The 14,884-nt window shown below is 60.6% G+C and carries 14 protein-coding genes; 8 read left to right on the plus strand and 6 right to left on the minus strand.

The window, feature by feature from the left end; all coding sequences use genetic code 11:
• The 7 genes from QZ638_RS16985 to QZ638_RS17015 all read left to right on the plus strand — a co-directional run.
• Positions 1 to 874, plus strand: an 874-nt coding sequence (locus tag QZ638_RS16985) for a DnaB-like helicase C-terminal domain-containing protein (protein ID WP_295812974.1), incomplete at its 5' end; no start/stop codon positions are given.
• Positions 875 to 881: 7 nt separating this feature from the next.
• On the plus strand, positions 882 to 2,057 hold the full coding sequence (gene alr, locus QZ638_RS16990; protein ID WP_295812977.1) for an alanine racemase: 1,176 nt from the start codon (positions 882 to 884) through the stop codon (positions 2,055 to 2,057).
• Positions 2,057 to 3,445, plus strand: a complete 1,389-nt coding sequence (gene radA / locus QZ638_RS16995; RefSeq protein WP_295812979.1) for a DNA repair protein RadA — start codon at positions 2,057 to 2,059, stop codon at positions 3,443 to 3,445. The genes alr and radA overlap by 1 nt, the downstream gene beginning before the upstream one ends.
• A 100-nt stretch (positions 3,446 to 3,545) precedes the next feature.
• Positions 3,546 to 4,085, plus strand: a complete 540-nt coding sequence (locus tag QZ638_RS17000) for a CvpA family protein (RefSeq protein WP_295812981.1) — start codon at positions 3,546 to 3,548, stop codon at positions 4,083 to 4,085.
• A 42-nt stretch (positions 4,086 to 4,127) separates the two neighbouring features.
• Positions 4,128 to 5,606, plus strand: coding sequence for an amidophosphoribosyltransferase (gene purF / locus QZ638_RS17005; protein WP_295812983.1), 1,479 nt, complete (start codon positions 4,128 to 4,130; stop codon positions 5,604 to 5,606).
• Positions 5,603 to 6,352: an SDR family NAD(P)-dependent oxidoreductase gene (locus QZ638_RS17010; RefSeq protein WP_295812985.1), complete on the plus strand. Its 750-nt coding sequence runs from the start codon at positions 5,603 to 5,605 to the stop codon at positions 6,350 to 6,352. The genes purF and QZ638_RS17010 overlap by 4 nt, the downstream gene beginning before the upstream one ends.
• Before the next feature lie 206 nt (positions 6,353 to 6,558).
• The gene (locus QZ638_RS17015) at positions 6,559 to 7,224 is read left to right on the plus strand and encodes a 2-acyl-glycerophospho-ethanolamine acyltransferase (protein ID WP_295812987.1); all 666 of its coding nucleotides are present in this window, start codon (positions 6,559 to 6,561) and stop codon (positions 7,222 to 7,224) included.
• 10 nt (positions 7,225 to 7,234) lie between these two features.
• On the opposite strand, the gene pssA is transcribed toward QZ638_RS17015, so the two are convergent.
• From pssA to QZ638_RS17040, 5 genes are all read right to left on the minus strand, one after another.
• Positions 7,235 to 8,059 (minus strand): CDP-diacylglycerol--serine O-phosphatidyltransferase, encoded by an 825-nt coding sequence (gene pssA, locus QZ638_RS17020; RefSeq protein WP_295812989.1) that lies wholly within the window; start codon positions 8,057 to 8,059, stop codon positions 7,235 to 7,237.
• A complete protein-coding gene (locus QZ638_RS17025; protein ID WP_295812992.1) occupies positions 8,059 to 8,757 on the minus strand; it encodes a phosphatidylserine decarboxylase in 699 nt (232 codons plus the stop codon). The genes pssA and QZ638_RS17025 overlap by 1 nt, the downstream gene beginning before the upstream one ends.
• 253 nt (positions 8,758 to 9,010) lie before the next feature.
• A complete protein-coding gene (locus tag QZ638_RS17030) occupies positions 9,011 to 10,888 on the minus strand; it encodes an ABC transporter ATP-binding protein/permease (protein ID WP_295812993.1) in 1,878 nt (625 codons plus the stop codon).
• A complete protein-coding gene (locus QZ638_RS17035) occupies positions 10,878 to 11,195 on the minus strand; it encodes a metalloregulator ArsR/SmtB family transcription factor (protein ID WP_295812994.1) in 318 nt (105 codons plus the stop codon). Before QZ638_RS17035 ends, QZ638_RS17030 begins: the two co-directional genes overlap by 11 nt.
• A gap of 141 nt (positions 11,196 to 11,336) precedes the next feature.
• Entirely contained in the window at positions 11,337 to 12,893 is a 1,557-nt protein-coding gene (locus QZ638_RS17040; RefSeq protein WP_295812995.1) for an Ig-like domain-containing protein, read from the minus strand.
• 110 nt (positions 12,894 to 13,003) lie between these two features.
• Between QZ638_RS17040 and QZ638_RS17045 the strand changes: the two genes are divergently transcribed.
• Complete coding sequence (locus QZ638_RS17045; protein ID WP_295812996.1) at positions 13,004 to 13,618, plus strand: TIGR00730 family Rossman fold protein; 615 nt, start codon at positions 13,004 to 13,006, stop codon at positions 13,616 to 13,618.
• A 251-nt stretch (positions 13,619 to 13,869) separates the two neighbouring features.
• Here QZ638_RS17045 and rarD read toward each other — a convergent pair whose 3' ends face one another.
• Positions 13,870 to 14,790, minus strand: a complete 921-nt coding sequence (rarD, locus tag QZ638_RS17050) for an EamA family transporter RarD (RefSeq protein WP_295812998.1) — start codon at positions 14,788 to 14,790, stop codon at positions 13,870 to 13,872.
• Positions 14,791 to 14,884: the final 94 nt, after the last annotated feature.

The raw sequence follows: 14,884 nt of genomic DNA on the forward strand, positions 1-14,884 counted from the left end.
CGGGCGCATGGGCGGCCTTCAGCCCTCCGATCTGATTATTCTGGCCGGGCGCCCCGCCATGGGCAAAACCTCGCTTGTAACCAACATCGCCTTCAACATCGCGGCGGCCTATGAACCTGCGCAACAGGCAGACGGGTCGTTTGCTGCAGCCAATGGCGGTGTGGTCGGCTTCTTCTCTCTGGAAATGTCGTCGGAACAGCTCGCCCCCCGTATCATTTCCGAGCAGACCGAAATCCCCTCCTCCAAGATCCGCCGCGGCGAGATCACCGAGACCGATTTCGAGAAACTGGTCGCCTGCGCCCAGACGATGCAGAAGATCCCCCTCTTCATCGACCAGACGGGTGGCATCTCAATCGCCCAGCTCGCCGCACGTGCCCGCCGCCTGAAGCGGCAGCGCGGCCTCGACGTCATCATCATCGACTATGTGCAGCTCATGCAGGGTTCGTCCGCCAAATCGGCGCAGAACCGCGTGCAAGAGATCACCGAGATCACCACCGGCCTGAAGGCGCTGGCCAAGGAGCTTTCCACTCCCATCATCGCGCTCTCACAGCTCTCGCGTCAGGTGGAAGCGCGCGACGACAAACGCCCGCAACTCGCCGACCTTCGCGAATCCGGCTCGATCGAGCAGGACGCCGACGTCGTCCTGTTCGTCTATCGCGACGAGTACTATCTGAAGAACAAGGAGCCGAAGCCCGGAACAGAAGAATACATGCAGTGGGAAGCCGAGATGAACGAGGTGCGCGGCAAGGCCGAGGTGATCATCGCCAAACAGCGCCACGGCCCCACAGGCACCGTGCAGCTCGCCTTCCAAGGCGAATTCACCCGCTTCTCGGACCTCGCCGAAGAGGAACGTATGCCCGAACGTTTTGAGTAGCAGAGACATGACCCGTATCGAAGCGCAGTTGCGCGGCGCGGATCCTCGCGTCGCCGGGGGGCGATTGACGATCGACCTGGATGCGATCGCGGCGAATTACAGATTGCTCGCCGAACAGTCGACACCGGCCGAGGCCGCCGCAGTGGTCAAGGCAAACGCTTATGGTCTAGGGACCGGCCCGGTGGTCGAGGCGCTGGTGGCCGAAGGCTGCCGAAAATTCTTTGTCGCCCTGCCCGAAGAGGGTCTTGCCGTCCGCAAAGCCGCCCCTGAAGCCGAAATCTATGTCTTCAACGGTCTTTTCAGCTCTGAAGCCGCATCTTTCTATCGCGAGGGCCGTCTTCTGCCGGTACTGAACTCGCAATCGGATCTCGCCATCTGGGAAGCCCATGGCTGGGACGACGCAAACACGCCGCGACCCTGCGCATTGCATGTTGAAACCGGCATGAACCGTCTCGGGCTCACACCCGAACGGGCCCGGATTCTCGCGCAGGAGAATGCGCTGACCGGTGCGCTGACGCCGCGCCTTATCGTCAGCCATCTCGCCTGCGCGGATACGCCGAACCATCCGATGAACCGGCAACAACTGGAATCATTTCAGAGACTTAGCGCGCTTTTTCCAGATGCAGAATCAAGCCTGGCGAACTCCGCCGGTGTCTTCCTGGGTGGCGAATTCCTATGCGACGTGACGCGCCCCGGCGTCGCGCTATACGGGAGCAATCCCGTAAGCGGTACCGCAAATCCGATGCGTGCCGTGGCGACAGTGCACACGCGTATTGCACAATTACGCCATGTGCCTGCGGGCGGTACCGCCAGCTATGGAGCGACACCGGTTCTGCGGGACACGCTCGTTGCCGTAACCGCCACCGGCTATGCCGACGGCTATCATCGTTCCGGTTCCGGCGCCGGCGTGCCGCTGCGCAATGCGCTGCCGGAAGGCGCCTGCGGCTTCATCGAAGGAAAGCGTGTGCCCGTGCTCGGTCGCGTCACGATGGATCTTACCCTGTTCGATGTGACGGATGTTGGCCCCGATTCGTTGCAGGTCGGCGACTTCATCGAACTCATCGGCCCCAACCTGCCGGTGGACGATCTCGCCGCAGCATGCGGAACGATTTCCTACGAGCTTCTCACGGCGCTCGGGCAACGCTATGAGCGCCATTATGTGCGCGGCGGGGACCGCACCTGATGGCCCGCGCACGCGTCCAGTTCATTTGCCAGAATTGCGGTACCGTGCATGCGCGCTGGGCCGGCAAATGCGACGGCTGCGGCGCCTGGAACACGTTGGTCGAGGAAGGCACCTCGAGCGGCATCGGCTCCGGACCACAGGCGGCCTCGCGCAAGGCGCGTAAAGGGCGCGCCGTGGCGCTCACCACGTTATCGGGCGAGATCGAGGACGCGCCGCGAATCACCACCGGCATCGGAGAACTGGACCGGGTGACCGGCGGCGGCTTTGTGCGCGGCTCGGCACTTCTCGTCGGCGGCGATCCGGGCATAGGCAAATCCACGCTGCTCACGCAAGCCGCAGCGGCTCTTGCCGCGCGTGGTCATCGCATCGTCTACGTTTCGGGTGAGGAAGCGGTTGCGCAAATCCGCCTTCGCGCGCAGCGTCTCGACGTGGCGCAACAACCGGTGGAACTGGCCGCCGAGACCAATGTTGAAGACATTCTGGCGACCATCGAAGATGGCAAGCGGCCTGATCTCGTCATTCTCGACTCGATCCAGACCCTTTGGACGGACATGGCCGAGTCCGCGCCCGGTACGGTCACCCAAGTACGTGCATCCGCGCAAGCGATGATCCGGTATGCGAAATCCACCGGCGCCGCCGTCGTGCTCGTCGGTCACGTAACCAAGGAAGGCCAGATCGCCGGTCCACGTGTGGTCGAGCACATGGTGGACGGCGTTCTCTACTTCGAAGGTGAAGGCGGCCATCATTATCGGATTCTGCGAACAGTCAAAAACCGCTTCGGTCCGACCGACGAAATCGGCGTATTCGAAATGGGCGACAAGGGCTTGCGCGAAGTTTCGAATCCGTCCGAACTGTTTCTGGGCGAGCGGAGCGCAGCCGCTCCGGGCGCCGCCGTCTTCGCGGGTATGGAAGGAACCAGGCCGGTTCTTGTGGAAATCCAGGCGCTTGTCGCCCCCTCGCCGCTCGGCACGCCGCGTCGCGCCGTGGTTGGATGGGATTCCGCCAGACTTTCCATGGTCTTGGCTGTTCTGGAGGCGCACTGCGGCGTGCGGTTTGCCACCCATGACGTTTATCTGAATGTGGCCGGCGGTTACCGGATTTCGGAGCCGGCAGCCGATCTGGCGGTCGCAGCAGCACTTGTCTCATCGCTCACTGGACTTGCCCTGCCTGCCGATTGCGTCTATTTCGGCGAAATCAGCCTTTCGGGCGCTGTCAGACCCGTTGCACACGCAGCGAGCCGTCTCAAGGAAGCCGAAAAGCTCGGTTTCGCCCAAGCGGTTATGCCGCCGGGCAATGAGGACGGATCGGGTGCGATCGCATCGCAGGCGGCACGGCCCGAAGCGTTGGCCGAACTTGTTGCCCGCATCGCGGGTGCCAAGGCAGCCTGAAGGGGCGATTTGAACGGATCGATTGGCGGCACAGTGACCCGGAAGACAAAAAACAAGACCTTGCGGGGGCATCCTAACTGCCAAAGAAGTAGGGGTGACAATGCCAATCACGTTGCTTGACGGAATACTTGTCGGCTTCACACTCGTTTCGGCGATGCTGGCCATGGTGCGCGGTTTCTCACGCGAGGTGCTGTCGATCGCTTCCTGGGCGGCGGCGGCGGTGGCGGCCTATTATTTCCACCCACTGGTTCTACCGTATGTCACGCCCTATATCAGCAATGAGATGCTGTCACTGGCCGTTGCGGCCGCGGCGGTGTTCTTCGTGGCGCTGATCGTCGTGACGATCATCACCATGAAGATCGCCGACTTCATCATCGATTCGCGCATCGGCGCGCTCGACCGTACACTCGGCTTCCTCTACGGCGCCGCACGCGGTATTCTGGTGGTGGCGGTCGCACTTCTGTTTCTCAACTGGCTGATGGGATCGAACCCACCCAGTTGGGTATCAGAAGCCAAATCCCGCCCTCTGCTGGACGGTGTGGGTCAGTGGATACAGAGCATGCTTCCGGACGATCCGGACAACTCGGTTTTCGATCGCCTGTCCAATGGTGTGTCCGGCGAGGGCGAAACCGCAAACTGACGGTTACGGGCCGTCTGTGTCACAATGAAAGGGCGGCCAGAAATGGCATTGGAAGACAATTTGCCTCTCGCAGGCGAAGCGGACGACCATTTTCATGACGAATGCGGTGTGTTCGGCATTTTCGGACGCACTGACGATGCTGCAGCCATCGTCACGCTCGGATTGCACGCCTTGCAGCATCGCGGACAGGAGGCTGCGGGTATCGTCTCTTTCGACGGTAGCCAGTTCCGCGTCGAGCGTCATATCGGCCTGATCGGCGATACGTTCACCAAGCAGTCGGTGCTGGATCGGTTGAAAGGTGGCCGTGCCATTGGACACACACGCTACGCCACCACAGGCGGTTCAGGTCTTCGCAACGTACAGCCCTTTTTCGCCGAGCTTTCCGACGGCGGTCTCGCCATCGCTCATAACGGAAACATCACCAATGCCATGACGGTGCAGCGCAAGCTGCAGAAAGAAGGCGCGATCTTCTCGTCCACATCTGACACCGAGACGGTTCTGCACCTTGTCGCCACCAGCAAGGAGCGCGATACCAACGCACGCTTCATCGAAGCGGTGCGGCAGATCGAGGGCGCATTTTCCATCGTCGCCCTCACTTCGAAGAAGATGATCGGCTGTCGCGACCCGCTGGGCATTCGCCCGCTCGTCTTAGGAGATCTCGACGGCGCCTATATTCTGGCATCCGAAACCTGCGCACTCGACATCATCGGTGCGCGCTTCGTCCGCGATTTGAAGCCGGGCGAGATGGTCGTCGTGACAGAAAAGGGCATCGAAAGCTTCTTCCCCTTCGAAAACAAGGAAAAGCCACGGTTCTGCATTTTCGAGTATGTCTACTTTGCGCGGCCGGATTCGCTGGTCGAGGGTCGCAATGTCTATGAAGTGCGCAAGGAGATCGGCGCCGAGCTCGCGCGGGAAATGCCGGTCGATGCGGACATCGTCGTGCCGGTGCCCGATTCGGGCACGCCTGCGGCGATCGGCTATGCGCAGGCTGCCGGCCTCCCCTTCGAACTCGGCATCATCCGCAACCACTATGTCGGCCGGACCTTTATCCAGCCGACCGATTCCATTCGCCATATGGGCGTGAAGCTCAAGCACAATGCGAACCGCCGCTGCATTGAGGGCAAACGCGTCGTTCTGGTGGATGATTCCATCGTGCGAGGCACCACGAGCCAGAAGATCGTGCAGATGGTGCGAGATGCGGGCGCCAGCGAGGTGCATATGCGAATCGCCTCTCCGCCCACACGCTCGCCGTGCTTCTACGGTGTGGACACGCCGGAAGCAGCCAAACTTCTGGCCTCACGCATGTCGGTCGAGGAAATGGCCGATTTCATCCGCGTCGATTCGCTGTCCTTCCTGACCATCGATGGTCTCTACCGTGCCGTCGGCGAAGCGGCCCGCAACAGCGAACAACCGCAATATTGCGATGCCTGTTTCACCAAGGACTATCCGACGCGGTTGACCGATCACGACAGCACCGACAATGTGCGCACGCTTTCCCTTCTCGCAGCAGGCGGTCAATGACAGACAAGAAACCAGACTTGAACGGCCGGCTGGCTTTGGTCACCGGAGCGTCTCGCGGTATCGGCTATTTTCTGGCCAAGGAACTCGCCGCCTGTGGCGCGCACGTGATCGCCGTGGCCCGCACCGTTGGCGGCCTCGAAGAACTGGACGACGAGATCAAATCGGCGAGCGGCGAAGCCACGCTGGTTCCGCTCGACCTCACCGACATGGCCGGCATCGACCGGATAGGCGGTGCCATTCATGAGCGTTGGGGCAAGCTCGACATCATGGTGGCGAATGCCGGCATTCTTGGCGTGATAGCACCGTTAGGTCATGTTGAGGCGAAGGTCTTCGAAAAGGTGATGAACATCAACGTGACAGCCACCTGGCGACTGATTCGCAGCGTCGATCCACTGCTGCGGGCTTCCGACGCGGGGCGTGCTGTCATCATGTCTTCCGGGGCCGCGCATTCGGCACGCGCCTTCTGGGGACCGTACGCGGCCTCCAAGGCTGCTGTAGAAGCACTGACGCGCTCCTGGGCCGACGAGACGAAGAAGATGCCGTTGCGGATCAACGCGGTGAACCCCGGTGCGACCCGTACGGCGATGCGCGCTCAGGCAGTGCCAGGCGAGGACCCCGATACCTTGCCCCATCCGTCCGAAGTGGCGGCCGCGATCCTGCCCTTGACCAGCCCTGAATTAACGGAAACCGGACTGATTTTCGACGTCAAAAAGAACCGCTTCACCCAATATCGGATGCCTGAATGAAGTGCATACCCGCTCTTCTTTGGACCGAACTTCGCAATTGACCTGCCGAACTCTTTCGTTACCTTTCCACGCGGCAGCGGACGAAGATGCCGCGCAAGGAGGGGCTGCGACAGGTCTGACGGGTGATTCCGAGCGACCCGAACGTAGAATATAATGCTGGTGCGCTTCGCCAAGGAAGTGGAGTTCCAGCGATTGGGAGACGCGGCATGATACTGATCATCGAACTTGTGCTGCTCGTTGTGGCGCTTTGGGCGGCCATGGCCGGCATCATCCAGTATCGGCGCAATGTCAGCTTCCATCAGGCAGCGCTGCATGCACCGCTGAAGCTTCTCTTTCGCATCAGCGACCGTGAAATCGATGCCGCGCGAAAAGCCGAGGCACCGGTTATTTATACTATCTGGCACCAGTCCGGTCTCGACCCGGCATCCATGCTCGCACTGCTGCCCGACGATACGCTGCATATTCTCGATGAAGCGTCGGCAAAATCGCCATTTCTGGAACCCTGGCGGGCGCTCGCACGCACCATCGCCTTCAACGCCCATCATGTCTTTGTCAGTCGCCGTCTCGTGCGCCGTCTGAAAGGCAATGGCCGCCTCGCCGTTTATATGCCCGACGACATCGAGCCAGACACCAAGGCGTTTCGCTTGTTCCGCGCTGTCGCGCGCATTGCCCTTAAAGCCGACGCCCGTGTGGTGCCGGTGTTCATGGAGCGGCGCGGTTTCGTTCCCGCCCGCCACGTGCGCACACTCTCCCCAATGACGATCGGGGAATTGATCGCGCGTGCCAACCGGGAAGACATGCGCGCATCCGAAGTGCTTTTCGAACGGATGATCGAGGTGCGCGGCGCACCGGTTCCCGCATCCGGGATCTGATCTGCCACGCCTACTCCTGTTGCCCGGCAGTCGCCTCCTTCGCCTTCTTCTCTTCAAGCGCCGCACGCCGCGCATAGGCCCGCATACTGAAAACCAGAAAGACCAGATAACCGAACGCCGAAACCGTCAGCGTCATCCAGGTGAAACTGGTCAGAAGAAGAACGTAAAGCGCCAATCCAAGAATCAATGGCAGAACATATTCGCGCGGCACGCGGCTGCCGGAACTCTTTCCCGAATAGACGGGCAAGCGGCTGACCAGCAAAAAACCGATCAGGACGGTATACGCCGAAGCGGCCAGCGCCATTGTCGTATCCGGTGCGATGCCCAGGAACCCCATATACACAGGCAACAGGACGAGTGCCGCACCCGCCGGTGCCGGGACGCCGACAAAATAGTCTGTATGCCACGCTGGGCGATCAGGGTCATCCAGCATCACATTGAAACGCGCGAGCCGCAGGCAACAGGCAATGGCGAACAACAACCCGGCAATCCAGCCCAGAGCGCCGGCCTGATCGAGCACGTAGGCATAGAGGACAAGCGCAGGAGCAACGCCGAAATTCACGATGTCGGCCAGCGAATCCATCTGCGCGCCAAACTTGGAGGAGGCCTTGAGCATCCGCGCCACACGCCCGTCCACGGCGTCGAGAAACGCTGCTATGAGCACCATGACCACCGCCGTCTCCACCCGGTGCTCGAAGGCAAGCCTGATGCCCGAAAGCCCGGCGCAGATCGCAAGAACGGTGATCACGTTCGGCACCAGCATGCGCAGCGGAATTTCGCTGATCTTCGGCCCGCCCCCGCCATGCGGCTCGAATGGTGGAAAGGGGCCGGCCATCAGGACACCCTGACGATGGGCTGTTTCAGATCGGAGCCGAATGCGGCAATGACAGTTTCGCCACCGACCGCCGTCTGGCCGATGGCCACGCGCGGAACCGCACCCGCCGGCAAGTAAACGTCCACACGCGAACCGAAACGGATCAGTCCAAAGCGCTCACCGACTGTGAGTTGACCGGGCGCTTGCGCCCAGCAAACGATACGCCGCGCAACAAGGCCGGCGATTTGCACCACCGGCACGGGCCCGTGCGGACTCTCGATCACAAGACCGTTGCGTTCATTCTCACTGCTTGCCTTGTCGAGTTCGGCGTTGAGGAAGCGGCCCGGGCGGTGCTCGATCAGCGAGATGCGTCCGCGTACCGGTGCACGATTTATGTGGCAGGAAAAGACGTTCATGAAAACGGAGACACGCGTCATTTCCCCTTCGCCCATGCCGAGCTCGGCAGGCGGTACGGCAGGCCCCACGAACGACACGACACCGTCGGCCGGGGCAATCACCAGATTGTCGTCGACGGGGGTGACGCGTTCGGGGTCGCGGTAGAAGTACACGCACCAGGCCGTCAGGATCAGGCCGATCCAGAAAAGCGGACCCCAGATCAGGCCGAGAACGATTGTGGCGCCGGCAAATGCGGCGATGAAGGGATACCCCTCCCGGTGGATCGGCACCAACGTATTGCGGATCGTGTCAATCAGGCTCATCGACGGCCACTTTCAATTCGAATGAAGGTGCGGCCTTGGTAACGGAATCCGGGTTCTCCCGCAACGCGCCAGCCCGGCTTGTGGTTCATTTCCAGCATTTGCTTACGGATTTAGAGCGCGCATGCATGCACGCAAATGCGAGAGACGGCGAAGCCACCGACGAGCCCATGTTTCAACTATGATCCCGTTGGTTTCGCGAAGTGCCTGCTCTCGCGAGGCTTCCGCCGCGCAAATCAGTTTTCCTTCAAACCTGTTAATACGCCGGTTGACGGCGGACAACGACCCCCATTTCATCCGTTTCACGCGCCTTGCGCAGCCGTTCCTCGGCCTCCGTCGCCTCGCGCTGGCGGTTCCACATTTCCGCATAAAGGCCGCCCGCATCGAGCAGAGCAAGATGACGGCCGCGTTCGGCGATCTCCCCGCCCTTCAGCACGATTATCTCGTCTGCATTGATGATGGTGGACAGGCGATGAGCGATGACGAGAGTCGTGCGTCCACGGCTCACCGTATCGAGCGCCGCCTGGATTTCCTGCTCCGTGTGCGTATCGAGAGCCGATGTGGCTTCGTCCAACAACAGGATCGGCGGCGCCTTGAGAATGGTGCGGGCGATCGCCACGCGCTGCTTTTCGCCTCCCGAAAGCTTCAGTCCGCGCTCACCGACCATCGTATCGTAACCTTCCGGCAGGCTTTCGATGAACGGGCCGATTTGCGCCATTTCAGCAGCTTTGCGCACTTCTTCGTCGGTGGCATCCGGCCTGCCATAGCGGATGTTGTAGCGGATCGTGTCGTTGAAGAGCACCGTGTCCTGAGGAACCATGCCAATGGCCGCGCGCAGGCTTTCCTGAGTCACGTCCTTCACATTCTGCCCGTCAATGGTGATCTCGCCGCTCTGCGCATCGTAGAAACGGAAGAGAAGACGCGAAATGGTGGATTTTCCGGCCCCGGAAGGACCGACCACGGCGACTGTCCTGCCGGCGGGGATCTCGAAGCTGATGCCCTTGAGAATCGGCCGTTCGGCATCGTAGGAAAAGCGCACATTCTCAAACCGGACATCGCCCTTTTCGACCGTCAGCGTTTTCGCATCCGGCTTGTCGGTCACCTCGGCGCGAACGTCGAGAAGATCGAACATTTGCTCGATATCCGTCAGGCCCTGGCGGATTTCACGATAGACGAAGCCGATGAAGTTGAGCGGAATGGAAAGCTGCATCAGCATGGCGTTAATGAAGACGAAATCGCCCACAGTCTGGGTACCGCGCATCACCTCATAGGCAGAAAGCCCCATGGCCGCCGTCATGCCAAGCCCGAGAATAACGCCCTGGCCGAAATTCAGCCAGCCCAGCGAGGTCCAGGTGCGGGTGGCCGCATCTTCGTAACGCGCCATGGAACGGTCGAAACGGCGCGCCTCCATGGCTTCGTTATTGAAGTATTTGACAGTCTCGAAATTCAGCAGCGAGTCGATCGCCTTGGTGTTGGCGTCCGTATCGGAATCGTTCATCTGCCTGCGAATGCCGATGCGCCAATCGCTGGCCTTGACCGTGAACCATGTGTAGAGCCAGACGGTTACGGCGACGATCGCCACATAGATCCAGCCATAGGCGAAGGCGAATATCCCCGCCGCCAGGATGAACTCGAAAAGCGTCGGCACAGTGTTGAGGATGGTGAAGCGGACAATGGTGTCGATGCCCTTGGTGCCGCGCTCGATGATGCGCGACAGACCGCCGGTGCGCCGCTCCAGATGAAACCGCAGAGACAATTGATGCATGTGAACGAAGGTGCGATGGGCGAGCTGGCGAACCGCATGCTGCCCGACGCTCGCAAAAAGCGCATCGCGCAACTGGTTGAAGCCGAGCTGGACAACACGCACCACATTGTAGGCGACGACGAGCATGATAGGGCCGGCGAGCAAAGCCGGCAGGAAAGCCGGCGCCTCCCCTTCGCCCGACAAGGTGTTGGTCGCCCATTTGTAGAAATAGGGCACGAAAACCAAAATGACCTTGGCGAGCACCAGGAAGAAGGCGGCAATCACCACGCGGCGCTTCAGATCCATCCGGTCCGATGGCCACATATAGGGCCACAGATTGCCGAGTGTCTGAAATGTGGAGCCTTCGGCGGATACGGTCTTACTGTTCATGCGTTTCGGCCTCGTGCCTGAATTTCCTGCTTTTGGCGGCATCGATACAAGTCTCCGTCAGCCGTGCCAGGTCTTCAGAAAGAGCCGCCAACGCCTCGGTGTCGACCTCGTAGCGCGAACTCTGACGCTCTGGACGCACATGCACCAAACCGGCTTCAACCAGCACTTTGAGATGCTGGGAAACGGTGGATTGCGCTAGATGCAGATGCCGCACCACATCCTTGCAGCAGCAGGCATGGTAGCCCGACAGGTGCTTGAGAATTTTAACGCGGGCCGGATGGGACAGCGCGTTCAATCCTTTCGCCATTATGTCGTGGGTGCAACACGTGTCCGACAGAGAGAGGGTCATCTGGAAAACCTTTCATCGTTAATCGCCGATATACGATGAAAGGTTTTCGCGCGGCAAGACTTGCGCGATATTTTGTTGCTGGCAGGAACCGGGTTGTCGCTAACCCGGATTTTCGGGATCGACCATCTGATCTTCGATGGCCTCCATGTCGGCGGCTTCGCCCTCTTCCGTGCTTTCGGGCACTGCAAAAACCTGCCCCGGCCAGATTCGATCGGGATCCTCAATCTGATCCTGGTTGGCCAGATAGAGTGTCGTATAGCGGATGCCCCGCCCATAGACACGGCGGGAGATGTGCCAGAGCGTGTCGCCGCGACGAATAATGACCGAGCCATCAACCGGCGCGAGTTTCGGCGCCGTTGCCGTGGCTTCGAGCGCCTCCGTGTCTGCGTTGGCCGTCCGCCTCTGGCCGGTATCACCGCTTTGATCGATCGGCACCGCATCACCGCTATCCGGCAGGCGCGCATCCTTCGTGTCGACCTTATCCCCACCCGCATCCGTAGTGGTATTCGGAGCGGCCACAGCCGCCACCTGCTCGCCCTCCGCGCGGGTGAACGGCACCGCCGCACGCGCGACCACCGTACTGCTGTCGTCCGAAAGCATGTCGGCCCGAACGATATAATCGCCGATGGGCAGATCGCGTGTGGCCTCAATCAGGAACCGCCCATTCGGCGCGGTTACCGTTTCGCCAAGCAGAATCTGATTCACATAGACACGAATCGTGCTGCCGACGGGCGCCGCACCCGCCACGAAAACCTGCTGACCGTCTATCTCGACGGCCTCGATAAACGGCGATGTACGGCTTTCCCTTTCAGAGCTAGAGGTCCTTGCCGCGTTACCGCCCGGCGACGTTCGCGGCTCTTCGGCACGCGCTGTCTCGGCCGGCTGTCGGCCTTCTGTACCAGCCTCTGCTGTAGACGGTGTCGCTTCCCGATCATCTTCGGGATTCGACGTGGCGGATTGTTGCTGCGTGTCCGAAGGGGTTTGTACGGTTTGATCGGGTTTCGGCGCATCCCGCGCGGGTGTGTCCGTTTCGGCGGTCTGCGGGGGCTTGGCTTCAGGCACGGTGATCAGGCGACTTGGTGCACCGGGTTGATCGACGAGCGCAAGCACTTGTCCCGTCTCGTCGTCGGGCACGGTCACGATCGCCGTTTCGATAGAGGTCGCAGCCACGTTATCCGAGGTGGTGGCGCGCAGAACGATCTGATAATCGCCGGGTTCGAGCGGCTCGTCGAGAACCGCGGCAAAATCGCCCGACGCGCCGGTCGTTGCCGTGCCCAAAACCGTCGAACCATTAACGATCTCGACCCGCGCATTCGGCTCTGCCTTCCCGGCAATCACCATTGAACCGTTCGGTTCGACCCGCACGATATCGAAAGACGGCGGTGTGACATTCGGGTCCGACTTCAGCGTCTCCTGAGCATTTTTACCGTCTTTCCCGACGGGCTCCTGAAGTCGCGCCTCCTTCGTACCGGCGGCCGTCGCATCCTCGCCGTCGGATTGTGCCGATGACGTGCTCGTGTCAGGCGACGGCGAAGATAAGATCGCGGCCGACGGTGGCGTCTGCGCATCGAATGCGCCCAAAAGATATGCCGCTCCGAATCCCGCTATGACAGCGCCGGAGAGAAAAAGAAGCCCCTTGAGTGGTGTCAAGCCCATAACCCACGATATTCCGTTTATAACAGGCTGTAACGCTTTTTCATTCATGCGACAAGAAAAAGCCTTTGCCCTCTTGACCATAACGGTAACGCAGACGAGCAATGGTTTCCATGAACACAATCGAGTCGGTGTGCGTTTATTGCGGTTCAAGCAATGGGCGCGATGAACGTCATTTTCAAGCGGGGATCACGCTTGGGCGCTCTTTGGCGGAAGCTCGCCTGGGATTGGTCTACGGTGCCGGAACGAAGGGGATCATGGGTGCGGTGGCCCGTGGCACCATGGATGCGGGCGGCAAGGTGACCGGCATCATTCCCAAGTTTCTGATCCGCCGCGAAGCCAACGAGGTGGAACTGACGGAACTGGACGAATTGATCGTCACCGAGGACATGCATCAGCGCAAACACACCATGTTCGAACGCGCGGACGCCTTCGTGGCACTGCCGGGTGGCATCGGCACGCTGGAGGAGATTGTCGAGATCATGACCTGGGCACAGCTTGCCCGGCACAAAAAGCCAATGGTGTTCGCCAATATCGGCGGGTTCTGGAATCCGCTTCTGACACTGATCGAGCACATGAAACAGGAGGGCTTCGTGCACTCCGCTCACCGCGTGCAGCCGATCGTGGTGGACAAGGCCGAAGGCATTGTTCCCGCGATACTGGAAGCTGCGTCGGCCCGCCCGCCCGCTAATGGCGGCGCGGACGAGGCGGTCATCGACCGGCTGTGATCGCCTGCAGCTTTCAGAACATCTTATCTGGATTGTCATCCTGCCGTTACGCGATTGCAGTCTCGCTGTAACACAGTCCTGCTTCCATCCATGTGCGCGGTGCATGACCCATGCATCCATCTGCTGCCGGAGCTTCGGGCGCCGCAGCCTTCTCCGGCACAGCATGTTCCGCGCGAGCCGTCCCTGCCCCGTCGATGCCCGCCGCCCCCCTTCACGGCATCGCGGGCTTCTTTCGCCGCCCTCCGGGGCGGCTATTTTTTTGGCCGGCGTGCATCTCGCAGCATTGACCAGCTATAAAGTGCGAGCGCCGACCATATGAGTGCGAACGCTATCGCTTTGACCCCGCCAAACGGCTCCTTGAAGACGAAAACGGCGATTAGGAAAATCATTGTCGGAGCGGTGTATTGCATGATTCCCACGGTGGAATATCGCAGCAGCTTGGCTCCCATCGCAAAGAGAATGAGTGGGATGGCTGTCACGGGGCCGCAACCGATCAGAAGCAGAATATCCATCGGGCTGGCCGGGCTGAAATGCGCCTCGCCCGCCAGGGCCAACCAGACGAGATAGCCCATTGCCGGCAATGCGAGGATCAGAACCTCGAGGAAGAACCCCTGGCTGGGCCCAATGGGCAAGGTTTTCCGCAGGATGCCATAGGCCGCGAAGCTAAGCGCCAGGCTGAGCGACACCCACGGCAGTCCACCCGCGTCGGTCGTCAATATCATTACTGCTGCCGCAGCCAGGCACACTGCGGCAATCTGGTAGCGATTGAGCCTCTCACCGAGAAAAAGCGCCGCCATGGCAATACTGACGAGTGGATTTATATAGTAGCCGAGCGCCGTTTCCACGGTGCGATCCACGGCAATGGCCCAGACATAAATGCCCCAATTGCAGGTGATGATCGCGGCTGTCAGCGCCGCCATCAGCAAAGTGCGCGGTGAGCGGAGCGCCTGTCGGATATCTCCCGTTCGCCCGAGAAGAAAAAGAATAATCGCAGCCACCGGCAGGGACCAAAGGACCCGATGCGCCACCACTTCCATTGCCGGTATATGAGCGAGAAGCTTCATATAAAGCGGTAGGACGCCCCACAGGCCATAGGCCGAAAGCGCGAAGAGAAAACCGCGCATCGCCTCGTCCCGCCCCGCATCGAGCGGCTTCTCTGCTATTTCGGACATACGCTTCCCACGAAAACCCGGCCAGAGGAAAAACACTGCCCAACACTGTCACAACAGGCGCCTGTGCGGCCATTTCATTTTATTGGTCCAGCGT

This window comes from uncultured Nitratireductor sp., assembly GCF_913053745.1.
Taxonomy (GTDB): Bacteria; Pseudomonadota; Alphaproteobacteria; order Rhizobiales; family Rhizobiaceae; genus Nitratireductor.